We start from the raw sequence: 25,553 nt of genomic DNA on the forward strand, positions 1-25,553 counted from the left end.
GCGCAGGATCGCAGCGACACATCCAAGCCAGCATAGTATTCCATTCGAATTCTCCCTTGTTCACAGTTTGCCTGTGATCCTATCGGGAGCTCGACCTCAGTGCAGGGTCAGCCCAATTACGCATGCTTTGTGCTGAAGGATTGTCATAAGTAGGATTGCCTTACGCCTTAACCCTGCGATTAAGGCGTCCTACAAGCGTTAACGGCTAGTCTTCGATCGCAGAGAAGGGAATTCGCTTGTCGGAACCAATAATTCGCCCCGCGTCACTTGGGGACTTCGGCGCGCTGTTGGAGTTATACTCTGAACTGACGGGTGGCCTTCCTGTCCTTGACGGAAACGCGGGAAGGGTAAAACTGCAGGAAATTCTTGAGCACGAAGGCACGTATTTGTTTGGAGCTGAGGTATCAGGAAAACTGGTTTCTGTCGCAACGCTTCACATTTGTCCGAATTTGACCTTTGGGGGTCGATCTTACGCACGGATTGAAAACGTGGTGACACTGGCCTCCTATCGAGGTCAGGGCCTTTCCAAGCAGGTCATGGAGCATGCGATTGAAACTGCTAGGAGTAAGAATGTCGTTTCAATCATTTTACTCACGGGAAAGGGTCTTGAAGCGAGAGGTTTCTACGAGAAATGCGGATTCAATGCCGAAGAAAAGTGGGGTATGATCTTAAAGTTCTAAGTATTGCGTTTCATTCGGAAATAGCCTGCTGCGGTCGCGTTGAAAGCCGATATTCATGCAAAGCGCAGCATCTGTCACTCCGGGCTCTTTCCGGCCGTTGTGACGCAACACCTCACCCCACCCGACGCCCCGACGCCCAGCGGTCGAGCCAGGCGAGACCGGCGAGCGACAGGCCGAGGGCAAGGAAGGAGCCGACGCGGACGAGGCCGGTGAGGCCCGCCGCGTCGATCAGGAAGACCTTCGCCACCGTCAGCCCGATCAGCGTCAGCCCCGCCCGGCGCAGCAGGGCAGAGCCGGAGGCGACGGCCTGGTAGAAGAGGGCTGCGCCCAGCAGCAGCATGGCGCCGGTATAGGTAGAGATCTCGCCCTGGGTGATGCCGTAGCGGATCGCCAGCCCTTCGGTCCCCTGCCAGAAGATGCGGATCTGCAGGATCGTCCAGAAGGCGGCGAGCCCGATGGCGCCGCCCATCGCGACGCGGCCCGCGGTCTCTGGCAGGCGCCGGCTCGCGACGGCCAGCAGGATGGCGGGCAACAGGTAGGACAGGGCCGACGAGTTGAAGATCGTCACGCCCGTGACCTCGGCCAGCCAGTCGTCGAAGAGCGGGTTGATCAGCAGCGCGCCTGCGAGCGCGCCGAGCGCCATGAGCGTGTAGATCAGCGCCAGGGTCGGGCGGATCCAGCCGGCGCGGCCCAGCTTCCTCAGACGCTCGTACTGGGCCAGCGCGAGGATGCCCCAGATCGTGGCGTAGATGCCGGCCGTCTCGGTCACGCCGATGGCGTTGGGCTCGACCTCGATCAGCCAGCGGGTGAAGAGGACGCTGATTGTGATGCCGCCGAAGGCCCAGAGCGCGGTTTCCAGGTAGACGCGGGTGCGGGGCCTGGGATGGGTCGTCAGGATGGCGAGCGCCGCGGCTGGCCCGGCCAGCGCGGCGGCGTGGTGGACCAGAACCTCGAACAGGGGTCCATACGTGCTGAACACGGTGCCCGGGTCGATCACCAGCCGCCAGGTCAGCGTAGCGAGGCCCGCCAGGGTGAAGAGCGTCATCTCGGGCATGTCGAAGCGCCGGTCGAGCAGGCTCGCCACGACAAGCAGGACGGCCAGCGCGACGGTGAGCGCAGCGAGCCCGAGCAGGGTGAAGAGCGCCAGCGCGATCATCGTGAGCGCGCCGAGCGTGGCATAGGCCGTCCGGTTGCGCGGGCCGCCATCGGCGGCGGCGAAGCGTTCGGCGAGCAAGGTGAAGAGCGCAGCGAGGCCCAGCAGGTGCAGTGTCCACGGCCAGGTGCCGAGGCGGAATTCCGGCGCCTGGAAGAGCATCAGAGCGAGCGCCGCAGCCGACGGCAAGGTCACGGCGAGCGCGGCCCAGAGCGCCCGGAAGGAGCGCGAGCGTTCCGACCGCCAGGCAAGCCCGAAGCCCGCGAGGACGGCAAGGACGAGCAGGACTGAGAGAAGGACCGGCGGGGCCGCCGGGATGTCGGGGCTGAGCATCAGAAGCAGGAAGATGGCGACGGGCGCGAAGACCGCATCGGCGATCGCCGGCGCGCGGACCGCCCAGATCGCGATGGCGAGCGTCAGAAGGGTCAGCCCGCCGGCGGCGATCACCACGGCATCGGCATCGGTCGCGAGGCCGAGCAGCGCGAGGCTGGCCGTGCCCACGGCGCCGGTCGCCGCGACCACGTGCCAGTCGGGCAGGACTTTCGGCCGGGTCTTGAGCGGCAGCCACAGCGCGAGAGGGCGGCCCTCGTGCATCGGAACAAGTCTGCGGATCGGCAGGACCAGCGCCGCAAGGGCCAGCAGGGTGACCATGATCTGGACCGGGATGGGCTCGGCCCCCATGCCGGCCATGACGAGGGCTGATCCGGGCGGCAGCGTCAGCGCCGCGCCGGTGATCCAGCCGGTCTGCTTGACGGCGTCGATCGCCAGCCCGGTGAGCGCCAGCAGGGTCAGGTAGACGATGAAGGGCGTCGCGTCGCCGCTGTCGGCGCCCAGCAGGTAGGGCGCGACCGCCCCGCCCGCGATGCCGATCGCTGCCAGGAACGGCCCGTAAAACCAGCCGAAGACCAGCGCCACCGCCGACACGGTGGCGAGGCCGAAGAACGTGCCCTCCACGCCGATCAGACCGTAGAGGTGGCGCGCGGCCAGCACCGCAGCGTAGAGGACGACGATCCCCGCGCCCGAGAAGGTCGAGGGCAGGAAGGCGGTGTGCGTGTCGGGCCCGTCGCCCGAGCGACGCCGGATCCATTCGCCCGCCGCGCAGAGCGAGGCGCCAAGGACGAGCGCAGCGAGGACCCGCAGGGTGGGCGTGAGGATGCCCGTTTCGATCCCGTACTGGACGAGGAAGATCCCGGCGAGCGCCAGCGAGATGGCCGAGAGGACATAGGCCCAGTTCTGCGCGAGCCAGCCGAAGAAGAGATCGGCCTGGGTCGGGCGGACCGCTGGCGCTGGCGGGCGCGGTGGGGCCGGGGTGGGTTTCGCTGCGGCAGGCGGGCGAGGCGGCGGCGAGGCCGTCGTGACAGGGTCCGGTGCCCGCGTGGCCTCTGGCACCGGGGACGGTGCGGGTGTCTTGGGCCGCGGTGCCTGCGTCGGAGCCGCGGTGGGTGCCGCCTTGTTGTCTGTGGTCGATTGAGGGGGACCGGCACGGAAGGCCGCGATCTGCTCGAGCTCCCGCATGCGGCGCTTCAGGCCCAGGACCTGGAAGACCAGAACGGGGACCGCGATCAGGCAGAACAGCCCGTAGACCACGACGAGGACCAAAAATCCCATCCGCTTCCCCTTTTCTCCCCTCCGGGCAGGCTAGGGGCCGGACGAGCGGACGGCGAGTGGGGTTTTCCGGACCATTCGCCCGGTGTGGCATTCCCGCCGTTGACCGCCCCGGCCGCCTGCGGGCAGAGAGGGCCCGGGGGCCGGGGAGGACAGGATGGGATCTCTCGATATCGGGGTGGCGGGGGCCGGAATCGGTGGGCTGGCATTGGCTTCTCTCCTGGCGGACCGGGGGCACAGGGTCACGGTGTTCGACCGGTTCGAGCGGCCCGCGCCCGTCGGCTCGGGCCTGGTGATCCAGCCGGTCGGGCAGGCGGTGCTGGACCGGATCGGGCTCGGTGTCTCGGCGCGGGCGGAGGGCGCGCCGGTCTGGCGCATGCTGGGGCATGAGGCCGATCACGGGCGGCGCGTGCTGGATGTCGTCTACGGGCCCGGCGGCGGGGCGCGATACGGGCTGGGGATCCACCGGGCCAGCCTGTTCGATCTGCTTCTGGCCGCGGCAGAGGCGCGGCGGGTGGACCTGCGCTCGGGCTGTGCGGTGGCCGGGGCGCGGGACGGGGTTCTGAGGCTGGCGGATGGCAAGGACGAGCGGTTCGACCTGGTCGTCGACGCGACCGGGGCGGGATCGCCCATCGCGCCGCTGGAGGCGCGGGCGCTGCCCTTCGGCGCGGTCTGGGGGACGGTCGATTGGGTGCCCGATGTGCTGCCGGAAGGGCAGCTGACCCAGCGCTACCGGCGGGCGGACCGGATGGCGGGGGTGTTGCCCTGCGGACGGGGGAAGGCCGCGATCTTCTGGTCGCTGCCGGTGGGGGCTTACGATGGGTGGCGTCAGGCCGGTCTGGTCCGATGGCGCGAGGAGATCGCGGCTTTGTGGCCCGAGGCTTTGCCGTTCTTCGAGCAGGTCGGGGGCGTCGATCAGATGACCATGGCCCGCTACGGGCACGGGACGCTGCGGCGGCCCTATGCCTCGCGGCTGGCGATCATCGGCGATGCGGCGCATCGGGCGAGCCCGCAGCTGGGGCAGGGGGCGAATATGGCGTTGCTCGACGCCTGGGCGTTGGCTTTGGCGCTGGAGGGACGGCCGGTGGCCGAGGCGCTGCGGGTCTACGGGCAGGCGCGGCGCTGGCACGTGCGGGCCTATCAGGCGATGAGCCGGGCGTTTACGCCGCAATACCAGTCGGACAGCCGGGTTCTGCCGTGGCTGCGCGACCGGGTGCTGTTCCCGGTCTCGCGCGTGCCGCCGGTGCCCCGGATCCTGACGGCTTTGGTTTGCGGGACGATGCTGCCGCCTCTGGGGAGCCTGGAGCCGCGGGAGACGGCGCTGGCCGACCGGCCTGCCTAGGGCGCAGCGCGCTTGCGTTCGTCGTCAAGCGCGCGGGGCGGCTGGCGGGCGGCGCGCAGCGCCGTTGTGGCCTCCTGCCCCTCGACCGCGGCTGCGGCCAGCGTGGCAAGGCTGTAGGTCGGTACCTTGGCGTGGCCTGCAAGGAGCGCGCGGGCCAGCGCGTGGATCGTCAGATAGCTCTGGTGCGCGCCCAGGATCGCTGCCCCCGGCGTGGGGTGGCCATTTGCGTTCTGCTCGCAAGCGCCTGCATCGACGGAAAAGTAGCTGCGGCAGATCATGGGGCGGGCCGCATAGGCGCGGCACATGTGTGTCTCTGGGTCGAGCGCGGGGCAGGCCTTGTCGTGCCACGCGCGGCCGTCGGGATGGCCCTTGAGCGGGGCGAGCGCGGTGTGCAGCCGGGCGGCCTCGGCCCTTGTGATCGTGCCGCCGTCGCGGCCGGTGAGGATGCAGCAGAAGGCGCAGCCTGCGCGGCAGGCGGCGCGGGTCAGGGGCTCGGGCGGGGATTTCGCCTGCATATCCAGTTCGATCCCGCCGATGCTGAGCGCGGCGCTGCCGTCGGCGAGGGCGCGGAGGACGTCCGCGTCGGCAACCTTCTGAGCCGCGGCGGTGTCGAGATAGACCGCCAGAAGCTTCTTCGCCCGATCCAGGAGAGCGGGCGGCGTACCGGACTGCCGCAGGGACGGCACCTTATTGCGCAGGTCGCGGAGTGTCGGCGGGGGGGAGGTGCGGGCCATGGGTGCCGGGATACCGTGGGCTGCCGGTATGGGCAAACGGATGGGGGCGGACAAATTTTTCCAGAAAAATTTGAAGGGGCAAAATCTTCTAGAAGATTTTGACTTTGCAGAATTTTCTGGAAAATTCTGGCATGGGGCCCGCAATCCGTCGGGTGGCCCCGTGTTCAGGAAGGATATGCCATGCCATCAGCCGATCTGCTTGCCGCCTTTTTCGTAGCGACCGCGGTCTTCGCGTACATGCCAGGCCCGGCGATGCTGTATGCCACGGCGCAGACCATCGCCCGCGGGAGGCGGGCCGGGTGGATGGCGGCTTTGGGCATTCATCTGGGCGGGTATGTCCATGTTGCGGCGGCGGCCCTTGGCCTTGCGATCCTCTTCGAGGCGGTGCCGGTGCTTTACACGGTGCTGAAGCTCGCGGGCGCAGCCTACCTGATCTGGCTGGGCGTGACGCTGTTCCGGTCGGACGCGCGGCTGCACGATGTGGGCGCCCAGATCGTGGCGAAGAGCCCTCGCCGGGCCTTCTGGGAAAGCGTCACGGTCGAGGTGCTGAATCCGAAGACGGCGATCTTCTATCTGGCCTTCCTGCCGCAATTCACCGACCCGGCGGCGGCTTGGCCCATCGGAATGCAGCTATTCGTGCTGGGGGCGATCGTGAACGTGGTCTTTTCCTCGGCGGATGTGCTCTGCGTCCTGCTCGCGGACCGGGTGAGCCTGTTTCTGAGGAACTCGCGAAGGGCGGGCCGTCTCGCCCAGCGGATCGGGGGCGGGATCCTCGTGGCGCTGGGGCTGAATGTGGCGTTGAACCGGCATTGAGGACCGCGGTCAGCCTTGGCTGTCGATGTATTCCCACACCTTGGAAATCACGACCGATCCCTCGCCCACCGCTGATGCGACCCGTTTGACCGATCCGGCGCGGACGTCGCCGACAGCGAAGATGCCGGGCTCCGAGGTCTCGTAGCCGGAGGGTTTGCCGATCGCCTCGCCCGTGCAGACGAAGCCCTTGTCGTCGAGCTTCACCAGGTTCTCCATCCAGCCGGTGTTGGGCGCGGCGCCGACCATGACAAAGACGGCGCCGGTCTTGAGGCGCCAGTCCTGGCCGGAGGCCTTGTCGCGGATCGTGATCGCCTCGAGCGTGTCGTCGCCGTGGAGCGCGCGCATCTCGGTATTGTAGTGGATGGTGATTGCCGGGTCGGCCTCGAGCCTTGACGACAGGTAATCGGACATCGACGTGGCGAGCGACGGCCCGCGGACCAGCAGGTGGACGTGCCGCGCCGTGCGGGAGAGGAACATGGCCGCCTGGCCTGCCGAGTTGCCGCCGCCGATGACGACGACGTCTTGGTCCTTGCAATAGCGCGCCTCGATATCTGTGGCGGCGTAGTAGATGCCGTGGCCTTCGAACTCCTCGATCCGGTCGATGGGCAGGCGGCGGTACTGGACGCCGGTGGCCACGATGATCGAACGGGCGCAGATTTCGCTGTCGTCGTCGAAGGTCACGCAGAAGATGCCGTTGTCCTCCTTGCGCAGCGCGCAGGCGCGGCGGGGGACGGCGAAGCGGGTGCCGAACTTCATCGCCTGTACCTCGCCCCGCCAGACGAGGTCGGCGCCCGAGATGCCCGTCGGGAAGCCCATGTAGTTCTCGATGCGCGACGACGTGCCGGCCTGGCCGCCGATGGTCTGATCCTCGGCGACGATGGCCGAGAGCCCCTCGGCCCCCGCATAGACGCCCGCGGCCACACCGGCGGGGCCACCGCCGACGATGAGGGTGTCGAAGACGGCGCCGTCTTCGACCTCCATCAGCAGGCCGAGCCGTTCGGCGACCTTGGCGGGCGTTGGGTTTTCGATCGCATCTTTCTTGCCGAAGATGACGGCGGGCTGCGCCTCGCCGATATGGCATTGGTGGGCGATCGCCTCTGCCTCGTGTTCGCCGAGCGTGAGTTCCCGGTAGGGGATGCGGTTGCGGCCGGCGAAAGTGGCGATCTGGCGGATCTCGCGGCTGACCTCGCCGCCGATCAGGGTGAGCGAGGCGTCGTCGCTTTCGATCTGGCGGCGGCGGCGGGCCGCGTAGACGGTGATGATGATGTCCGACATCTCGGGGATCTGGGACATCAGATCGAGCATGTCCTGGCGCGGCACGCAGAGCAGCGTCGTGTCCCTGACCGCGCGGGCGGACATGAGGTTCTTGCCGCCGGACAAAAAGCTGATCTCGCCGAAGAACTGGGTGGGGCCCAGCGTCGCCTCGCCGTAGCGATCGCCGGTGCGGGGGTTCACGGCTTCGATCTCTCCGTCGAGGAGGTAGTGGAAGGTATCGAGCGGATCGCCGGCGCGGACGAGGTAATCGCCCGCCTTGAGGTGCTGTTCGATGCCGAGCCGGCGCATGGCGGCGACGTGGTTGTCGTGGAGGGGGGTGCGCACCATCGTGCGCAGGTCGGCGGCGAGGGATTCCATCGGGTTACTCCTTTGCGCCGCCAAATAGGCCAGTCAGCGCGCGTTTCACGAGGTTGGTCACGGAGGGTCTGCGTTCGGCGAGAAATGGCAATGGGCGGCAGACCTCGATCGCGGCGACGCCCACGCGCGCGGTGAGCGCGCCGTTGATGATGCCCTCGCCGAAGCGGCGCGAGACGCGGGACAGGACGCCGCCGCCCGCCACCGACGAGATCAGGTCGTCGCCTACCGCGACGGCGCCGGTGGCGACGAGGTGCGAGAGGACGGCGCGTGTCAGCCGCCAACCGCCGAGCGCGCCGGAGCGGCCGCCGTAGATTTCGGCGATGCGGCGGATCATGCGGAGATTGGCGGTGAGCGCGGTGAAGACGTCGGCCAATGCCAGCGGCACGATCGCGGTGACGGTGGCGACCTGGCGCGCGGCGGCCTCGACCTCGCGCCGGGCGCGGGCGTCGAGGGGGGCGAGGAGGGTGGTTTCGGCGAGCCCGAGGAGCGCGTCGGCGTCGAGCGGCTCGTCCTTCCGCTCCTCCAGCCGGTCGCGGCCCCAGGCGGTGTCGGGGCGGCCTGCGTAGAGGCGGGCGAGGTCGGCGGTGACGGCGCGGGCGGCCGTTAGGTCGGCCGCAGCGATGGCGGCATCGGCCGCCTGGTGCAGGTCATCGATCCGGCGCAGGCGGAAGAGCGCTGCGGCCTCGCGCAGGGCCAGCGCCGCGAGGACGAGGAGGAAGGCGGTCAGGAGGGCCGTCGCAATGGCGCCGAGGATGGCGTTGCGGGCGATCAGGCCGGTCACGAAATCCCAGGCGGCGACGCCGAGGGCAAAGGTGACGATGGCCACGAGCAGCGACCAGAACCAGCGGGCGAGGGGGGACGGGCGGGCGGCGGCGAGGCGCGCGGCCTGTTCCATCGCCGCCGGCGGGCGCGTAGGCGTCAGGTCGGGGACGGGCGGCGCGCTAGCGGGGCTGTCGGCCGCCCGATCGTCGAGATCGATGAGGACGGGCCCCTTGCTCATGGCGCGAGGCTTTGGGGCGGGGCAGAATTTTCGACGAAAATTCTGGAGGTACAAAATCTTCTGGAAAATTTTGGTTTTGCAAATTTTTCTGGAAAAATTTGGTGTCGCGTGGCGGTCACAGGATGTCTCCGAACAGGAACTCGGCGGCGCGGTCGAGACGGATATGGGGTGGCCCCTCGCCCGGTTTCAACGTCAGCGGCGCGGGGGCGAAGGTCATCACCTCGTAATCGGCGTCGAGCCAGGCGTCCGATCCCCGGCGGGCGGGGTCGAGGAGATGGGAGGGATCTTCAGGCAGGGTGCCGGGGTGGAAGGCGGCCTGTTTGCCGGTCAGCAGCGTCCCGCGGACCACGTCGAGGGGGCTGCCGTCATGCGTCACGCGGTCCTCGGTCGTGGCGCGGAGCGCGGCGATGGCCAGCGCCTTGGTCTTCGCGCCCGCGAAATCGGCGCGGTCCTTGGCGTCGCGCAGCAGGGCTTGGGCGATGGCTGTCAGCTGGGCATGCTGGGAATGGTGCAGGTGGTCGGCCTTGGTGGCCGCGAAGAGGATGCGTTCGACCCGCCGGCCGGTGAAGAGGCTCGTCAGGAATGCGTTGCGGCCGGGGCGGAAGGCCGAGAGGATCTCGGCCATGGCGAGGCGCATGTCCTCGACCGCGGGCGGCCCCGCATGGATGGCGCCGAGGACGTCCACGAGGACGACCTGACGGTCGATCCGGGCGAAGTGGTCGCGGAAGAACGGCTTAACCACGTTGCGCCTGTAGCTGTCGTAGCGGCGGGCGAATTCGCGGGCGAGCGAGCCGCGGGGGGCACTGGACGGCGGCAGTGGCGCGAAGGTGAGAACGGGAGAGCCCGCAAGGTCGCCCGGCAGCAGGAACCGGCCCGGCGTGCAGTCGGAGAAGCCCGCGGCCCGGGCCGCCTGGAGGTAGGCGGTGAAGCCGGCGGCGAGCATCTGGGCCTTGGGTTCGTCGAGCCTGGCCGCGGGATCGGTGTTTGCGATCTGGGCGCGGAAGGCCTCGGCCTCCTGTCGGGTCTCGAGGCGGGCGAGGGTGTCTTTCGACCAGGCGGCGTAGTCCTTGTCGAGAAGCGCCAGGTCGAGAAGCCATTCGCCGGGATAGTCGACGATGTCGAGGTGGACCGTGCGCGGCCCCTGCAGCCCGCCGAGGAGGCCCGCCGGTTGCAGACGCAGCGACAGGCGCAATTCGGAGATCGACCGGGTGCCTTCGGGCCAGTGGGGGCTGGCGCCGGTGAGGGCGGCGAGGTGATCCTCGAACGGGAAGCGGGGGATCGTGTCATCGGGCTGGGGCTGGAGATAGGCGGTGCGGATGGCGCCCGAGGACGCGGCGCGGAAGTTCACCATGCGGTCGCGGTCCATCAGGTTGGCCACGAGCGAGGTGATGAAGACGGTCTTGCCGGACCGGCTGAGGCCGGTCACGCCGAGGCGGATCACCTTGTCGGAAAACGGCGCCGTCAGCGTGTCCGTCACGCCCTGAACGCCCTGGGCGATGCCCTCGACCAGCCTGCCTACGACCATGGAGGGCATCCTTCTTTCGTCATCCGGGGCAAGATAGGGGCGGCGGGGCGTAATGGGTAGGGGCGCTGTTTCGGAGCGTGGGCGTGGTTGGAGAAGGCGGAATGAGTATTTTTGGCCAGATGAAGGGGGGAGGGTGCGCCTGGCATTGATCTTGGGGACGGGGGCGCTTAGGGGCGCGGGCCATGCCGAGATACGCGCTGAAGATCGAATATGACGGGGGGCCGTTCGCCGGGTGGCAGCGGCAGGCGGATCAGCCGTCGGTGCAGGGGGCGGTGGAGGCGGCCTTGGCCAGGCTGGAGCCGGGGCCGCACACGATCGCGGCCGCGGGGCGGACCGATGCGGGGGTGCATGCGCTGGGGCAGGTGGCCCAGGCGGATCTGGGCAAGGACTGGGATCCGTTCCGGCTGTCGGAGGCGCTGAATTGGCATCTGAAGCCCATGCCGATCGCCGTTCTGGAGGCGGCTTTGGTGGATGATGCGTGGCATGCGCGGTTTTCGGCGGTGGAACGGCGCTATCTGTTCCGGTTGGTGGTGCGCCGGGCACCCGTCACGCATCTGAAGGGGCGGGTCTGGCAGGTGCAGAACCCTTTGGATACGGAGGCGATGCGGGCGGGGGCGGCGGCTTTGGTCGGGCGGCACGACTTCACGACGTTTCGGTCGGTGATGTGCCAGGCGAAGAGCCCGGTGAAGACGCTGGACGAGATCCGCATCGAAGAGCGCGCGGTGAATGGCGGGGTCGAGATCCGCTTTCATCTGCGAGCGCGGTCGTTTCTGCACAATCAGGTGCGATCAATCGTTGGGACCTTGGAGCGGGTCGGGGCAGGGTCCTGGGCGCCGGAGCGGGTCGTTGAGGCCTTGGCCGCTCAAGATCGGGCGGCGTGTGGTCCGGTTTGTCCGCCGGAGGGGCTGTATCTGGCCGGGGTCGGCTATCCGGAGGATCCGTTCGCGCGGGGATGGGCGGCCTCGTAGACCTCCATCAGGCGGGCCGTGTCGACGGCCGTGTAGGCCTGGGTCGTGGAGAGCGAGGCGTGGCCGAGCAGTTCCTGGATCGCGCGCAGGTCGCCGCCGGCCGACAGGAGGTGTGTCGCGAAGGAGTGGCGGAGCGCGTGGGGCGTGGCCGTGGCGGGCAGGCCGAGCAGGGCGCGGGTTTGCGCCATCGCGTTCTGGATGATCTTGGGGTTCAGTTTGCCGCCGCGCGCGCCGCGGAAGAGCGGGCTGGCGGGGGCGATGTCGTAGGGCACGAGCGCGGTGTAGCGGTCGACCGCCTCGCGGGCGGCGGGCAGGACGGGGACGATGCGCTCTTTACCGCCTTTGCCGGTGATGCGGAGGGTTTCAGCCAAGGGTGCGTCGGCGCCGGTGAGCGACAGCGCTTCGGAGATCCGCAGGCCGCAGCCGTAGAGGAGCGTGACCACGGCGGTGTCGCGGGCGGCGATCCAGTCTTCGCGGGCGGTCTCGGCGACGGTCGTCAGGACGTCGCGGGCGGCCTCGGGCGCAATGGGGCGCGGCAGGCGGGTCTTGGCCCGGGGCGCGCGGGTGGAGAGGATCGCCGTCGGCTCTAGCCCCTCGCGGCGGGCGATCCAGCGGGTGAAGCCTTTGACGGCGGAGAGGGCCCGGGCGAGCGAGCGGGCGGAGAGGCCGCGGGCGCGTTCGTGGGCCATCCAGGCGCGCATGTCGCGGGTTTCGACCCGGGCGAGCGGGGCTGTGCCGTGGGCGCCGCCGGAATGGTCGGCCATGAAGGCGAGGAAACGCGAGACGTCGCGGCGGTAGGCGTCGAGCGTGTTCTGCGAGGCGTCCTTGAGGGCCTTTTGCGCGGCCAGCCAGCTTTCGAGCGCATCGGAAAGGGCTGGCGAGATCAGGGACATCCTAGTCGAGCCAGGTGCGCATCACCCGCTCGAAGCACCCGGCGAAGAAGTCAAGCAGGTCGATGCCTTGCTGGGGCGTGAAGCGGTTTTCGTCGCGGGAGCCCATGACGAGCATGCCGGGCATGCGGCCGGGGCCGAAATCGAGGCGCAGGCAGGCCTCTGATTTGACCGCACGGCCGAAGATGGCCGAGCCGTCGGGAAGACGGCGGAGGACGACGTTGCGGTTGGGCGCGTCGCGGCCGCGGTCGATATAGGTGGTGACGAAGCCGGGTTCGGCCGAGCTGAGGACACGGCCGAGGCGATCGAGGGCCGGGTCGTTTTCGGTTTCGAGCGTTTCGAGAACGAGGCGCATCGTATCGACCTGAAGCATGTCGGCGACCTCTCCGCCCAAGTCGGACAGGAAGGTTTCGAAGTCGCGGGCATCCATCATCCTGAGGATCGCGCGGTGGACCTGGTGAGTGCCGGCGAGGTTGTCGTAAGCGGCGGAAATGACCGTGCGGTGCAGATCCTCGAGCCGGTCGAGGCGGCCTTCGAGGCGGGTCATGGCGACGCCGCGCAGGTCGACGACGTTGCGCCCGTGATTGCGTTCGTTGGCGGAGACGAGGGCGCTCATCAGGTCGGCGTCCTCGAGGAGCATGTCGGGATTGGAGAGAATGCGGTTGCGCACACGCTCTTCGAGCGCGGTTTGGGATTGGGTCATCTGCTGCCTCGTCAAGGGCCGGGTTTGTCCCGGTCGCAATTGGGCGTGAGCATAGGAATCGGGGATTTGCCTGTCCAGCGCGGCGATGACGTAGCGGCGGGATGCGGCTTTTGGGCCGCATTGGCTTGTGAGGCGCCGTATCCGATGTCTGGCCCGGCGGAACCGCCGGGCCGCGCCCGACCCTCCCCACGGGAGGGCGCTCGGTGATGTCACTCGCAGCTTAACCGACATGGATGCTTTGAAGCGAGCGCCTCGATCATATCGGGTAGCGCCCACCCAGGGTCGGGCGCGGCCCTCATTTCTTAGTTCCCGAGTGCCGCTTCGATCTTTGACACAACCGCACGCGAGAGCGGCCCGGGGTTGCTGCCCCAGGTGGCGGCGACCTCTCCGTCGCGGCCGATCAGGGCCTTGTTGAAGTTCCAGCGGGGGACGAAGCCGGCCTCGTCCAGCAGCCAGTCGTAGACCGGGTGGGCGTCCGCGCCGCGGACGGAGGTAATGGTCGTCATCGGCAGGTCGAGGCCGTAGGTGAGTTCGCAGAACTCGGCCACCTCCTCGTCGCTGCCCAGCTCTTGCCGGAAATCGTCGGAGGGGACGGCGAGGACGACGAGACCGTCGTCGCGATAGCGCTCCCACAGCTCTTGCAGGCCCGCATATTGATCGACGAAGCCGCAGAGGGAGGCGGTGTTGACGATCAGGATCGGTTGGCCCGCCCAGTCGGACAGCTCCAGCGTGCCGCCGTCGATGGAGGGGAACGTGTCCTCCTCGGGCAGGGCGGCGGCGAAGGTGGGCAGGCAGCAGAGCAGAAGCGTCCGGATCATGGTTTCATCCTGTAGCCGATGCGGAACCAGTACCAGCAAAGGGCGATAAGCCCGGCGCACGAGATAAGGCAGACGGCGAGGCCCAGCCAGGGCGAGCTGTCGGAGACGCCGATCATGCCATAGCGCGCGCCGTCGATCATGTAGAAGACCGGATTGAAGCGGGTGATCGCCTCGAGCGTCGGCGGCAGGGCCGTGATGGAGTAGAAGGTGCCCGAGAGGAACGCGAGCGGGGTGACGACGAAGTTGGTGATCGCCGCCATCTGGTCGAACTTGTTGGCGAAGATCGCAGCGACGATGCCGAGGGCCGCCATGAAGGTCGCTCCAAGCAGGGTGAAGGTGAGCGCCCAGAGCGGATGGGCGATGCCGATCCCGAAGGCGAGCCACAGGCCGATGGCGATGACGGCGGCGACGATCAGGCCGCGGGCGATGCCGCCTGCGATGTAGCCGGTCACAAGCTCGCCTCCCGAAAGCGGCGGCATGAGCGTGTCGACGATGTTGCCCTGCACCTTGGCGACGAGGATGGAGGACGACGAATTGGCGAAGGCGTTCTGGATCACGGTCATCGTCAGGATGCCCGGCGCCAGGAATTGCATGAACGGCACCCCCAGCACGTCGGGCCGCCCCGGACCGATGGCGATGGTGAAGATCAGAAGGAACAGCCCCGCGGTGATGAGCGGCGCCGCGATGGTCTGGGTCCAGACATTGAGGAACCGCAGCACCTCGCGCTTGGCCAGCGTCCAGGTGCCGAGCCAGTTGATCCGCCCGAAGCGGCGGTTGCCCATCGTCTGGTCGCCGGCATGATCTGCAGGTGCGGCGGTTTCGGTCATTCGGGTCTCTCCTTGCGTCGCGCGGGTTGTATCCGGCGATGCGCTGCTTAGAATAGGGGCTTGTCAGAATTCTCAAGGCCCAGGCTCGGGCCCGGGCCCGGCCTGACGCCTCGCCCGCAGATTAGCAAGGAAGATCCATGTCCTGGACCGACGAGCGCGTCGAAACCCTCAAGCGCATGTGGAATGAAGGTCAATCCGCCAGCCAGATCGCGAAGGAGCTGGGCGGAGTGACGCGGAACGCGGTGATCGGCAAGGTGCACCGCCTTGGCCTGTCGAACCGGTCCGGCGGCGCGCCCGCCGCACCGGCCAAGGAGAAGGCCGCACCGAAGCCCGCCACGCCGAAGCCCATGATGACCGAATCCGCCTCGCCCAAGCCCACGGCCGCGCCGCCGATGAGTCCGGCGCGCAAGGCGATCATCCCGGCGGGCCAGCCCCTGCCGCCGCAACCCTCGGCCAACGAGATCAGCCCCGAGGCGCTCGCCAAGGTCAACGAGGTCGAGAAATCGGCCAAGAAGATCAGCCTGATGGAGCTGACCGAGCGGACCTGCAAGTGGCCCGTGGGGGACCCGGCGACCGAGGATTTCTGGTTCTGCGGTCTGCCCGTCCAGCAGGGCAAGCCCTATTGCGAGGCGCATGTGGGCGTGGCGTTCCAGCCGATGTCGTCGCGCCGCGACCGCCGCCGGTAGGGTGAAGCGGCCGATCCCGATCCTCCGCAGCTTTTCGGACGCGGAGGCGAAGGACTTGGACGCGCTGCTTGCGGAGCCGTAGAAGCGGGGGCATCCGCGGCTTAATCCCGGCATCGAAGAGCGGCCCTGGGGCCTGCGCGACCTGGCCGTCCTTGATCCCCCCGGCACCCGGAGTGTCGTTCTGTCGCCGATCCCGGCGGAGTAGACGCCGGGCCGGGAACAGGTCGTTGTCCGGCGCGTTGGCCGGGGACATGCCTGCCCCCTCCCTTCCCTCCGGCGAAAGACCGCCGCGTGATCGCGACGATTGCGGTCCTTGGTGCGGTTTCGGCTGCGCTGGTCCTCGGTGCCGTTCTTGGCCTGTCCGGTCTGCTCCGCGACCGGACGGAGGGCTTTCTGGTGGCGGTCGCCGGCGGGGCGTTGATCGTGTCGCTGATGCTGGAACTGGTCCAGCCGTCGGTCGAGACGACGAGCCTGGGGCTGACGCTGATCTTTCTGGTCACCGGGGCGCTGATCTTTACGGCGGTGGATTACTGGGTCGACGAGGTCTGGGGAGCGGAGAACGGCAGCGGGATGCTGGTCGCCGTGACACTGGACGGCATTCCCGAGAACGTGGCGCTTGGGGCGCTTCTGGTCAGTGCCGGGCCGATGGAGGCGGCGGCGCTGGCGGGTTCGATCCTGTTGTCCAACCTGCCGGAAGCCTCGGCCGGGGCGCGGCGGATGCAGGACAGCGGATTGTCGCGGGGGGCGGCCTTCGGCGTCTGGGCTGCGGCCGCGGGGCTGCTGGCCGCGGCGGCGATCCTCGGGAATCTGCTGCTTGACGGGGTGTCGGAGCAGGTTCTGGCCGCCGTCCGGTCCTTTGCGGCCGGATCTGTCATCGCCGCGCTCGCTACCGAGATCTTCCCGAGCGCCTTTCGCCGCAGCGCGCATTACTCCGGCATCGCGGTGGCGATCGGCCTCGCGCTGGCGATGATGCTGCACGAGGCCGGTTAAGCGGGTGCCTTCTGACCCATCGACGCCAGCGCCCGGGCATGGATCGTCTCGCTGATCGCGGTGAAGGCGAGCGCCACGACGATGCCGCCGAGGAAGCCGAAGAGCGGCTCGCCCTGGCCCGCGCGGTTCAGATGCGCCTCGCCGATGCCGATCACCAGCCAGTCGAGGCCGAGCATGACGAGGAGGATCATCCAGAGGCTCGCCCCGTACATCAGCCGCTGATTGGGCCGGAAGCGGAAGCGGGCATGGAGGTGGTAGCTGTCGATATCGACCTTGGTGCCGAACTGGTAGCTGGTCAGGATCTCTCCCACGCAGAACCCGGCAAGGCCGAAGAGGTAGGCGGCGACGCCTGCGGCCAGCATCATGCCGTCGGAATGGAGCGGGGTGACGCCCGCGCCCGGGATGCCCGTCAGGTAAGTGTCGAGCCAGCCGCCGATGCCTTTCTGCGAGAAGTAGATGACGAGGGCGGCGAGGACGCACAGCGCCGCGACCGAAGCCATCAGGGCCGCGTTGATCGTGGAATAGCGGTCGCGGTGGCGGCGGAGGTCGGCCTGGAGGCTGCCTTCGCGGAAGCTTTCAAGGTCTTCCAGCGCGCCGGTCGGGTCGGGATCCGGACCCGTGAGACCATCCTCGGCGATGTCGCGGAGCCGGGTGAAGCGGTCGTCCTGGCTGCCGCAATTGACCATCTCGCGGATGGTTTCGGCCGTCAGGTGGATGCGGTGGTAGAGCGCGCGGGCCTCGGGCGGCATGCGGGTGCGGTCGCGGGGCCGGTGAAAGATGAGGTCGACGGCATTGCCGTCACGCTCTTCGATCTGGACATCGGTGAAGTAGAGCGCCGGGCTGTCGCCGGGCGCGGAGGCGGAAACGATCTGCATGGGTCTTCCCCATTGAAACCTGAAACAACAATGTGTGGAGCATAGCACAAACGGCGGTTGCGGGCTAATCCCGTGTGCCGCCTTGGGACCTGCGCGGCGTTTCGGCCGTTTCGCCCGCCGCGATCAGCGGCTATAGGGCGGCCCATGTCCGCCAACCCGCCCGATCTGCGCCCCGATATTGCCCGCCCGCGCCTGCTGCGCGAACCTGTGCGTGCGGGGCGCAAGCAACCGACCATCGGGATGGTCTCGCTGGGCTGTCCGAAGGCGCTGGTCGACAGCGAGCGGATCCTGACGCGGCTGTGGGCCGAGGGTTATGCGATCTCGCCCGATTACGCCGGCGCCGAGGCGGTGATCGTGAACACCTGCGGCTTCCTCGATTCGGCGAAGGCCGAGAGCCTCGAGGCGATCGGGGAGGCCTTGGCCGAGAACGGGCGGGTCATCGTGACAGGCTGCCTGGGGGCGGAGCCCGATTATATCACCGGCGCGCATCCGACGGTGCTGGCGGTGACGGGGCCGCACCAATACGAGCAGGTGCTGGATGCGGTTCATGACGCGGTGCCGCCCGATCCCGATCCGTTCGTGGATCTGCTGCCGCCCGCGGGGGTGAAGCTGACGCCCCGGCACTACAGCTATCTGAAGATTTCCGAGGGCTGTAACCACAAGTGCCGGTTCTGCATCATTCCGGATATGCGCGGGCGGCTGGTCTCGCGGCCCGCCAAGGCAGTGCTGCGGGAAGCAGAGCGGCTGGTTGAGAGCGGGGTCAAGGAGCTTCTGGTGATCAGCCAGGACACTTCGGCCTATGGGGTGGATCTGCGGGCCGCTCATCGGTCTTCACAGACCTCTTCGCTGGGGAGCGAGGAGGGCCGTAAGGACCGAGGAGCGGCTGCCTTGACCACGCTGGCGCGGGATCTGGGAAGCTTGGGCGCCTGGGTGCGGCTGCATTACGTCTATCCCTACCCCCATGTGCGGGAGCTGATTCCGCTGATGGCCGAGGGGCTGGTGCTGCCCTACCTGGACATCCCGTTTCAGCACGCCCATCCGGACGTGCTCAAGCGCATGGCACGGCCTGCGGCGGCGGCGAAGACGCTGGACGAGATCGCCGCGTGGCGGGCGGTTTGCCCGGAGATCGCGCTGCGCTCCACCTTTATCGTCGGCTATCCAGGCGAGACCGAGGCGGAGTTCCGGACTCTCCTCGACTGGCTGGACGAGGCGCAGCTCGACCGGGTCGGGTGCTTCCGCTACGAGAATGTCGAGGGCGCGCGGTCGAACGCGCTGCCCGATCACGTGCCCGAGGATGTGAAGGAAGAGCGCTTTCACCGCTTCATGGAGAAGGCGCAGGCGATTTCCGAGGCCAAGCTCGCCGCGAAAGTCGGCCGGCGGATCGAGGTGATCGTGGACGAGGTCGACGCCGAGGCGGCGACCTGTCGAACGAAGGCCGACGCGCCCGAGATCGACGGTAATCTCTTCATCGACGAGGGCTTCGAGGGGCTGGCGCCCGGCCAGATCGTGACCGTGACGGTCGAGGAGGCGGGCGAATACGACCTTTGGGGGCGGCTGGCCTAGGCGCCGGAGGTCTTCGGGATGCGGCGGGCGCGGGTCTCCCGCCAGGCGAGCAGGGCCGCTCCGGTCAGGATGATCGCGGCGCCCAGGAGGCTGATCCAGTCGGGGATGATGCCGAAGATCGCCGCATCGTAGAGTGCCGCGAAAAGCAGCGTCAGGTATGTGAAGGGCGTCACCAGCGAGGCGTCGGCGCGGGCCATCGCGTTGACGAAACAGGCCTGGGCGCAGGCCATGAGCACGCCGAGCCCCGCGAGGGCTGCCCATTGCGCGGGTGTCGGCATCTGCCAGACGGGGATGACGGCGGTGGAAGCGAGGATCCAGCCGATCGTGTTGTTGACGAGCAGGATCTGGAACGGGCGTTCGCGGCTTGCCAGCTTCTTGATGAAGATCAGCTCCAGCCCCATCACTGCCGCTGCACCAAGCGCCAGCAGCGCCGCTACTTGGAACGTGTCCGGTCCCGGGCGGAGCAGGACCAGCGCCCCGGCGAAGGCGATGGCGGCGGCGGACCAGCGGACGGGGCCGACCTTCTCGCCCAGCAAGGGAATGGCAAGGATCATCCCGAAGACCGGATTGAGGAAGCTGATCGCGGTCGCGTCGGCCAGCGGCATCCGCGCGGCGGCGGCGAACATGAGCGTCACGCCGATCGCACCGCAGGTCGTCCGGGCCATGTGGAGGCCGAGATGGGGCCGCTGGAGCTCCGGGCGGAGGATCGCGGCGACCGAGGCGAGCGCGATCAGAGCGAAGAGGAACCGTCCGTGCGTCACCTGAAACGGGTGCAGGGGCTCGCCCAGCGCATCCGTTCCGAGTACCTTGGCAAGTAGGGTCGTGCCCGCGATGAAGGCGGTCGCCACCAGGATCAGGGCGATGGCGAGAGGCGGGTTCGGGCGGGTCATGGGCCTCTCGGCGGGTCAGAACAGTCTGTCGGTATCGTCCCGCAGGGCTTCGGCGATCGTTTCGTCAGGGTCAATAACGAAGTCCTTGTCGATCCTGAAATGTCGGATCTCCCGCAGGGTCGTGGGCGCGAAGCCGGACCAATTCGCTCAAGTGACAGCTGCGCATGAGCGCCGCCGGTTCGGCAGAGCTTCATTCAGGCCGCCCAGCAGAGCGGCGCGGGCAGCTCTGCAGCGGCATAGTCGATCCGCAGCACCCGCCGCCGTGCCGGTGCGGTGCTGGGGCGGGACCGGTGGAGGACCAGCATGTCGAGGATGAGGATATCCCCTCGACCAGCCGTGGAAAGCTCGGTCGGGCCGGCAGAGGCGATCCGCTCGGCATCGGATGCCGGGACGGCTCCGCTCCGGTGGCTGCCGGGGGCGATCTCCATCGCGCCTGTTTCGGCGGTTTGGGGATCGAGATGCAGGCGGACGAAGCGCTTTTGCCGGAAGATCTCGACCGGGGGTTCGCAATGCCAGATGCCGTCCTTGCGGCTCCAATTGGTGAAACCGGGGACATCGTGGCGGTCAGCGACGGCGATGACACGGTCTTGGTGCCAGGGGACGGTCCAGTTGTCGTCAGCAGTCTTGTCGAAGGCTACGGCGCGGACGGGGCGGGCGCCCGGCAGGTGGGGGGCGATTGCGTCATGGAGCGGGCGGCCTGGGCCGGTGAGATCGCGGAGGGGGCCGTTGAGGGACAGGCGGCCGTTGCCCTTGACGAGGGCATCGAACGGGGCGAGCGCGTCTGCATTGAGGGCATTGCGGAGCCACAGCCGGCCGGTCTCGGTGACGGTGTCGGTCATGGGCGAAGAGGGCTTTGCGTCGCAGGCAGGGTCAAGCATGGTCTTGGGATGGAGAGTGCCCGGTTGGAGGTGAGGCGCACAAGATCCCTTTCCTTCACGCAAGATCATCGCTAAGCAAGCTTCATGACCATGACGCTACAAAGCTTGCTTCGACGCCGACGCTGATCCTTTCAGCCGCCGTCCCGTCCTGTTCATCTCTCAAAATCGTTGACCTTGCTCCCTGCCCTCGGGCACGAAGCCTTATCTGCAAAGGGTTGCTCCCATGATCCCGTCTGTTCTGCCGACCTATAACCGCGCGCCGTTCGCTGTCGACCGGGGCGAAGGCTCCTGGCTGTGGATGGAGGATGGGCGACGTTTCCTGGACCTCGGCGCGGGGATCGCGGTGAACGCGCTGGGGCACGCGCATCCGGCGCTGGTTGAGGCGCTGACGGCGCAGGCGGGCAAGCTCTGGCATGTGTCGAACCTCTACCAGATCCCGGCGCAGCAGGCGCTGGCCGACCGGCTGGTGGAGGAGACGTTTGCTGACACGGTGTTTTTCACCAATTCGGGGACGGAGGCCTGTGAGCTGGCCGTGAAGATGGCCCGGAAATACTGGGATGACAAAGGGGCCGACCGGAAGGTGATCCTGGCCTTCGAGGGGTCGTTCCACGGGCGGTCCTCTGCCGGGATCGCGGCGGCGGGGTCGGAGAAGATGACGGCCGGGTTCGGGCCGCTGCTGCCCGGGTTCCGGCATCTGCCCTGGGGCGATCATGATGCGCTGCGGGCTGCGATGGCAGAGCCCGATGTGGGCGCCGTTCTGATCGAACCGGTGCAGGGCGAGGGCGGGATCCGGCCCTTGCCGGACCAATGCCTGAAGGGGCTGCGGGATCTTTGCGATGAGCATGGCGTTCTGCTGATCCTCGACGAGGTGCAGTGCGGCGTCGGCCGGACGGGGCGGCTTTTCGCCCATGAATGGGCGGGCGTGACGCCGGATATCATGATGGTCGCCAAGGGGATCGGCGGGGGCTTCCCGTTGGGCGCCGTTCTGGCGACGGAAGAGGCCGCCTCGGGCATGGGCAAGGGCACCCATGGGTCGACCTACGGGGGCAACCCGCTCGCCTGTGCCGTGGGGCTGAAGGTGATGGAGATCGTGGCCGACGACGCCTTCCTGTCCGACGTGCGGCGCAAGGCGGGGACGCTCAGGCAGGCGCTGGAGGGGCTAGTCGCCTCGCATCCGGATGTCTTCGAAGGGGTGCGCGGGTCGGGCCTGATGCTGGGGCTGAAGTGCCGGGTGCCGAACACGGATGTGCTGACGCGCGCCTATGACGAGGGCGTTCTGGTCGTGCCTGCGGCGGATAATGTGTTGCGGCTGCTGCCGGCGCTGACGATTTCGGAAGAGGAGATCGCCGAAGGCGTCGCGCGGCTGGATCGTGCGGCGGGGGCGCTGAAGGCCGATGCCGCCTGAGGGGGCGGATGTCTCGGGCTTGCAGGCGTCGGTCGCGACGATCCTGCGGGTGATGAAGATCACCGAGACGTCCTTTCGCGTGGCCCATCGGGAGCTGAATTTTTCCCCGCCCGACCTGCAATCGCTGCGCTTTATCGCCCAGAACCCCGGATGCCGGTCTGGGGAACTGGCCGCCTATCTGGGGGTCGTGCCGACCACGGCGACAAGCGTCGTCGACCGGCTGGTCAAGCGCGGGCTCGTCTCGCGCACCCGGCCCGAGAGCGACCGGCGGTCGGTGGCCCTGACACTGACCGAGGACGGGCGGGAGGCCTTCGCCCGGATCGACGCGGAAGAGAAGCAGACCATGCGTGTGATGCTCGATGCGCTGCCGGACGCGGATCGGGAGGGGTTCGTCCGGGCGATGGCACAGATTGCAGAGCACGTTTCAAAAATTCGTTAATTGCAAATTACGAAATTCGTATTAAATGCGACCTCAGTCGGATTTTCGGAGGCTGGGATGCGCAGGATTTTACGGTGGGGTGCAGCGGGTATTGGTGGCGTCTTTGTCGCGGCTTTGGTCGCGCTGGGGCTGTGGCATCTGTTTGACCGGACACCTGCGCCAGCGGCGGTGGCTGAGACTGAGACCCGGTTCGACGCAGGGCGGCTGCTGGTTCTGGCTGATGCGGACATGGCGGCGACGGCCTATGCGGACGGGGTGCTCTACCCGATCGTGGGGGCGGAGGATGCGATGATCGTCCTCGGCGGCGATGATCTGGGCGAACGGCAGGAGATCCGGGCGCCGAACACCGTGATGGGCTGGCCGGGGGCGATGACGGCCGATCCGGACGGGCGGTTTGCCTATGTGATCGAGGGCAACGGTATGGTGGACCGGTCGGTCGAGGCCGTGCCCTCGGTCTGGGTCGGTGTGCCGGACGGCGATCTTCTGACCGTGATCGATCTGGCGGGCGGTGAGGTCTTGCAGGAGATGAGCGTGTGTTTGCGGCCGAAATCGGTGGATATCGCGCCGTCAGGGGGTTGGCTGCTGGTGGCGTGCGGCGAGGCGGATGGAGAGCTGGCGATCGTGCCGCTTGAAGACGGTCTGCCGGGCGCTGTGCGGCGCTTCGATCTGGACCTGCCGGAGCTGTCGGAGCGGCGCCGGGATGAGGGGCTGACCTATGCGATGGTGCATCCATCGGGTGCGGCGGCGGGCGTTATTCAGAGTAACGTCGGTGTGGCCCTTGTCCGGTTTGAACTGGACGAAGGCGGGGTGCCTGTGGCTGCGGAGGCAGAGGACGTCGCGCTGGATGACGGCTGGCTGTCCGTCGGGCGGTGGACGCGGGAGGGCGGGCACTTTCTGGTCGCCGATGTTGCCTGGGGTCCGGCGCCGACCGATGCGCTGTTCAACGGGCCGGGGGCGATCCTCTCCTACGCGCTGGACCCGGAGGGGGAGGCGCGGGGTCTCGTCTCGGAGGCGGTCGTGTCGAAAAGCCCGGAGGCGTTTGAAATCAACCGGGCGGGCGATCTGGCTGTCACGGTCAATATGGAGCGGACGTATCTGCCGCAGGGTATCCCTTTGGGCATCGCGCCGGGACGCGGGGCATCGTCTTTGTCGCTCGTGACGGTCGACGGGGGGACCGGGCAGCTCGAGACTGTGACGGAGCCGGTCGGTTTCCGCGGCGTGCTGCCGGAGGATGCGGTGTTCGACCGGGACGGGGATCACCTGGCGGTCGTAATCTATCAGGACCACGACGCGCCGCGCAGCGACGGCTGGGTTGAATTCTTCGGGATCGAGCGGGAGGGCGCCGGGATGCGGATCGTGCCGACGGGAGAGCGGATCGGGCTGCCCCGAGGCACGCACGATCTCTTCGTGATCGACTGATGCGGTTCCGGGAGGTCTGTCCGCAAGTCTTCATGGCCAGCCGGGGCGGGGTGAACATGTATGTCATCGCCCATTCGGACGGGACTGTGCTGATCGATGCCGGCCTGCCCGGTGGAGCATCGGCGCTGATCGCGGCTTTGGCCCGGTTTCCGGACCTCGCCGGGGTCGTTCTGACCCACGGCCATTACGACCATGTCGGCGGCGCGGCGGTGGTCGCACGGGCGCGGGGTGTGCCGGTCTGGATGCATCCTGACGATGCGGCTCTGCTGGCTGAAGGGCGCTGGCGGCGGGCGGGGCGCGCGTCTCCGACGCTGCACGGGCCGCTCCTCAAGCGGCTGGTGGCGGATCGCTATCCTGATGAGGTGCCGGCGCTGGCGGATGTTCTGCCTGCGCAGAAGGCGATTCCGCTCGCGGGCGGGATCGAGGTCATTCATTGCCCCGGGCATTCCGCAGGGCAGGTCGCGCTGGTCTGGCGCGAGGCCGGGGTCGTCTTTGCCGCCGACGTGGTGATGCATATTCTGGGGCTGAGGGAGCCAATCCTCTACGAGGACCGTGCGGAGGGCCTCGCCAGCATCAGGCGGCTCGCGGAGGCTGCCGAGGGGGCGTCACTGATGGTCTTCGGTCACGGCGGGCCGCTGCGCGATCCCGGACCGCCGATTGCCCGGTTTGCCAGGCGTTTGGAGGGGGTTTCAAGCCACGGGCGGGATGTGTAGCAAGGGCCGATCCACGATCCCAATGCCCGATCCCCGATGAGTGACGCGATGAACCATTTCCTCGATATCCACACGACCGCCCCGGACGACCTGCGCGCGATGATCGATGGCGCCCGCCGGATGAAGGATGCGCGAGCGGGGCGGACCAAGGCGGCGCCGGACGACGAGCAGCCGCTGAAGGACCGGATGGTCGCGCTGATCTTCGAAAAGCCGTCGACGCGGACGCGGGTGAGCTTCGATGTGGGCGTGCGGCAGATGGGTGGGGAGACGATGGTGCTCTCCGGCTCGGACATGCAGCTGGGGCACGGGGAGACAATCGCCGACACGGCCCGGGTGATGAGCCGCTATGTCGACCTGATCATGATCCGGACCTTCGACGAGGCCGTCTTGAGCGAGATGGCGGAATACGCCGATGTCCCGGTGATCAACGGGCTGACCGACCGGACCCATCCCTGCCAGATCATGGCCGACGTCATGACCTATGAAGAGCACCGCGGGCCGATCGACGGGATCAAGGCGGTCTGGTGCGGTGACGGCAACAACGTTTGTGCCAGCGTCATGCATGCCGCGGCGCAATTCGGGTTCGATCTGACCTTCACTGGGCCCGAGCAGCTGGATCCGGAGGAGGAGTGGCAGGGGCTTCTGCGCCGGTCTGGCCGGTCCTTTGCCATAGAGCGGGACGCGGACAAGGCTGTGGAGGGGGCGGATCTGATCTTCGCCGATACCTGGGTATCGATGCATGATGCGCAATCGGCGCGGGAGCGGCGGCATAACATGCTGCGGCCCTATCAGGTGAACGAAGCGCTGATGGCCAAGGCCAAGCCAGACGCGCTCTTCATGCATTGCCTGCCCGCGCATCGGGAGGAAGAAGTGACGAGCGAGGTGATGGACGGGCCAAACTCCGTCATCTTCGACGAGGCGGAGAACCGGCTGCATGCGCAGAAGGCGATCCTGCGGTGGTGTTTGGGGGTGTGAGCCGCGGGGCGAGGCAGAATTTTCTAGAAA

24 protein-coding genes are annotated in these 25,553 nt (G+C 68.0%); 12 read left to right on the forward strand and 12 right to left on the reverse strand.

Translation table 11 applies throughout. The features are described 5' to 3' along the window. The first annotated feature begins 236 nt into the window (after nt 1-236). Nucleotides 237-680, forward strand: coding sequence for a GNAT family N-acetyltransferase (locus tag AADZ90_RS20670; RefSeq protein WP_367312791.1), 444 nt, complete (start codon nt 237-239; stop codon nt 678-680). Nucleotides 681-792: 112 nt separating this feature from the next. Here AADZ90_RS20670 and AADZ90_RS20675 read toward each other — a convergent pair whose 3' ends face one another. Continuing rightward, nucleotides 793-3,441, reverse strand: a complete 2,649-nt coding sequence (locus AADZ90_RS20675; RefSeq protein ID WP_367312790.1) for a DUF2339 domain-containing protein — start codon at nt 3,439-3,441, stop codon at nt 793-795. 154 nt (nt 3,442-3,595) lie between these two features. Between AADZ90_RS20675 and AADZ90_RS20680 the strand changes: the two genes are divergently transcribed. Further along, nucleotides 3,596-4,780, forward strand: a complete 1,185-nt coding sequence (locus AADZ90_RS20680; RefSeq protein WP_367312789.1) for an FAD-dependent oxidoreductase — start codon at nt 3,596-3,598, stop codon at nt 4,778-4,780. Here the strand turns inward: AADZ90_RS20680 and AADZ90_RS20685 are convergent. After that, nucleotides 4,777-5,514 carry a YkgJ family cysteine cluster protein gene (locus AADZ90_RS20685; protein ID WP_367312788.1) on the reverse strand — a complete coding sequence of 246 codons (738 nt, stop codon included), beginning with the start codon at nt 5,512-5,514 and terminating at the stop codon, nt 4,777-4,779. The two genes, AADZ90_RS20680 and AADZ90_RS20685, sit on opposite strands and share 4 nt — an antisense overlap. Nucleotides 5,515-5,694: 180 nt before the next feature. Here AADZ90_RS20685 and AADZ90_RS20690 point away from each other — a divergent pair, with 180 nt between their 5' ends. Then, nucleotides 5,695-6,327 (forward strand): LysE family translocator, encoded by a 633-nt coding sequence (locus AADZ90_RS20690; RefSeq protein WP_367312787.1) that lies wholly within the window; start codon nt 5,695-5,697, stop codon nt 6,325-6,327. 9 nt (nt 6,328-6,336) lie between these two features. On the opposite strand, the gene AADZ90_RS20695 is transcribed toward AADZ90_RS20690, so the two are convergent. The 3 genes from AADZ90_RS20695 to AADZ90_RS20705 form a co-directional block, all read right to left on the reverse strand. Next, entirely contained in the window at nt 6,337-7,959 is a 1,623-nt protein-coding gene (locus AADZ90_RS20695; RefSeq protein WP_367312786.1) for an FAD-dependent oxidoreductase, read from the reverse strand. Nucleotides 7,960-7,963: 4 nt separating this feature from the next. Next, nucleotides 7,964-8,959: a YcjF family protein gene (locus AADZ90_RS20700; protein WP_367312785.1), complete on the reverse strand. Its 996-nt coding sequence runs from the start codon at nt 8,957-8,959 to the stop codon at nt 7,964-7,966. A gap of 115 nt (nt 8,960-9,074) precedes the next feature. Beyond that, complete coding sequence (locus AADZ90_RS20705; RefSeq protein ID WP_367312784.1) at nt 9,075-10,484, reverse strand: YcjX family GTP-binding protein; 1,410 nt, start codon at nt 10,482-10,484, stop codon at nt 9,075-9,077. 182 nt (nt 10,485-10,666) lie between these two features. On the opposite strand from AADZ90_RS20705, the gene truA reads away from it, so the two are divergent. Then, nucleotides 10,667-11,452, forward strand: coding sequence for a tRNA pseudouridine(38-40) synthase TruA (truA, locus tag AADZ90_RS20710; protein ID WP_367312490.1), 786 nt, complete (start codon nt 10,667-10,669; stop codon nt 11,450-11,452). Here truA and AADZ90_RS20715 read toward each other — a convergent pair. The 4 genes from AADZ90_RS20715 to AADZ90_RS20730 all read right to left on the reverse strand — a co-directional run bounded on the left by AADZ90_RS20715 (nt 11,410) and on the right by AADZ90_RS20730 (nt 14,690). Then, nucleotides 11,410-12,345: a tyrosine recombinase XerC gene (locus AADZ90_RS20715; RefSeq protein WP_367312491.1), complete on the reverse strand. Its 936-nt coding sequence runs from the start codon at nt 12,343-12,345 to the stop codon at nt 11,410-11,412. The two genes, truA and AADZ90_RS20715, sit on opposite strands and share 43 nt — an antisense overlap. A 1-nt stretch (nt 12,346) precedes the next feature. Continuing rightward, nucleotides 12,347-13,045 carry a DUF484 family protein gene (locus tag AADZ90_RS20720; protein ID WP_367312492.1) on the reverse strand — a complete coding sequence of 233 codons (699 nt, stop codon included), beginning with the start codon at nt 13,043-13,045 and terminating at the stop codon, nt 12,347-12,349. A 302-nt stretch (nt 13,046-13,347) separates the two neighbouring features. After that, entirely contained in the window at nt 13,348-13,863 is a 516-nt protein-coding gene (locus tag AADZ90_RS20725; RefSeq protein WP_367312493.1) for a glutathione peroxidase, read from the reverse strand. Then, nucleotides 13,860-14,690 carry an ABC transporter permease gene (locus tag AADZ90_RS20730; RefSeq protein ID WP_367312494.1) on the reverse strand — a complete coding sequence of 277 codons (831 nt, stop codon included), beginning with the start codon at nt 14,688-14,690 and terminating at the stop codon, nt 13,860-13,862. Before AADZ90_RS20730 ends, AADZ90_RS20725 begins: the two co-directional genes overlap by 4 nt. 137 nt (nt 14,691-14,827) lie before the next feature. Here AADZ90_RS20730 and AADZ90_RS20735 point away from each other — a divergent pair, with 137 nt between their 5' ends. Together AADZ90_RS20735 and AADZ90_RS20740 are read left to right on the forward strand one after the other, a co-directional pair. Next, nucleotides 14,828-15,376: a GcrA family cell cycle regulator gene (locus AADZ90_RS20735; protein WP_367312495.1), complete on the forward strand. Its 549-nt coding sequence runs from the start codon at nt 14,828-14,830 to the stop codon at nt 15,374-15,376. A gap of 291 nt (nt 15,377-15,667) precedes the next feature. After that, nucleotides 15,668-16,366, forward strand: a complete 699-nt coding sequence (locus tag AADZ90_RS20740; protein WP_367312496.1) for a ZIP family metal transporter — start codon at nt 15,668-15,670, stop codon at nt 16,364-16,366. On the opposite strand, the gene AADZ90_RS20745 is transcribed toward AADZ90_RS20740, so the two are convergent. Further along, the gene (locus AADZ90_RS20745; RefSeq protein ID WP_367312497.1) at nt 16,363-17,241 is read right to left on the reverse strand and encodes a hypothetical protein; all 879 of its coding nucleotides are present in this window, start codon (nt 17,239-17,241) and stop codon (nt 16,363-16,365) included. The genes AADZ90_RS20740 and AADZ90_RS20745 overlap by 4 nt on opposite strands. Nucleotides 17,242-17,385: 144 nt before the next feature. Between AADZ90_RS20745 and rimO the strand changes: the two genes are divergently transcribed. Further along, nucleotides 17,386-18,804: a 30S ribosomal protein S12 methylthiotransferase RimO gene (gene rimO / locus AADZ90_RS20750; protein ID WP_367312498.1), complete on the forward strand. Its 1,419-nt coding sequence runs from the start codon at nt 17,386-17,388 to the stop codon at nt 18,802-18,804. Here the strand turns inward: rimO and AADZ90_RS20755 are convergent. Then, a complete protein-coding gene (locus AADZ90_RS20755; protein WP_367312499.1) occupies nt 18,801-19,694 on the reverse strand; it encodes a DMT family transporter in 894 nt (297 codons plus the stop codon). The two genes, rimO and AADZ90_RS20755, sit on opposite strands and share 4 nt — an antisense overlap. A 194-nt stretch (nt 19,695-19,888) precedes the next feature. After that, nucleotides 19,889-20,533, reverse strand: coding sequence for a phytanoyl-CoA dioxygenase family protein (locus tag AADZ90_RS20760; protein ID WP_367312500.1), 645 nt, complete (start codon nt 20,531-20,533; stop codon nt 19,889-19,891). 262 nt (nt 20,534-20,795) lie between these two features. Between AADZ90_RS20760 and AADZ90_RS20765 the strand changes: the two genes are divergently transcribed. The 5 genes from AADZ90_RS20765 to argF are packed head-to-tail and all read left to right on the forward strand — an operon-like array spanning nt 20,796 to nt 25,523. Further along, nucleotides 20,796-21,977, forward strand: coding sequence for an aspartate aminotransferase family protein (locus AADZ90_RS20765; protein WP_367312501.1), 1,182 nt, complete (start codon nt 20,796-20,798; stop codon nt 21,975-21,977). Continuing rightward, nucleotides 21,967-22,416 (forward strand): MarR family winged helix-turn-helix transcriptional regulator, encoded by a 450-nt coding sequence (locus tag AADZ90_RS20770; protein WP_367312502.1) that lies wholly within the window; start codon nt 21,967-21,969, stop codon nt 22,414-22,416. Before AADZ90_RS20765 ends, AADZ90_RS20770 begins: the two co-directional genes overlap by 11 nt. 57 nt (nt 22,417-22,473) lie before the next feature. Next, nucleotides 22,474-23,835, forward strand: a complete 1,362-nt coding sequence (locus AADZ90_RS20775; RefSeq protein ID WP_367312503.1) for a hypothetical protein — start codon at nt 22,474-22,476, stop codon at nt 23,833-23,835. Next, nucleotides 23,835-24,548, forward strand: a complete 714-nt coding sequence (locus AADZ90_RS20780; RefSeq protein ID WP_367312504.1) for an MBL fold metallo-hydrolase — start codon at nt 23,835-23,837, stop codon at nt 24,546-24,548. Before AADZ90_RS20775 ends, AADZ90_RS20780 begins: the two co-directional genes overlap by 1 nt. Before the next feature lie 48 nt (nt 24,549-24,596). Then, nucleotides 24,597-25,523, forward strand: coding sequence for an ornithine carbamoyltransferase (gene argF, locus AADZ90_RS20785; protein WP_367312533.1), 927 nt, complete (start codon nt 24,597-24,599; stop codon nt 25,521-25,523). Nucleotides 25,524-25,553: the final 30 nt, after the last annotated feature.

Source organism: Aestuariibius violaceus (assembly GCF_040779325.2).
Taxonomy (GTDB): Bacteria; Pseudomonadota; Alphaproteobacteria; order Rhodobacterales; family Rhodobacteraceae; genus Aestuariibius; species Aestuariibius violaceus.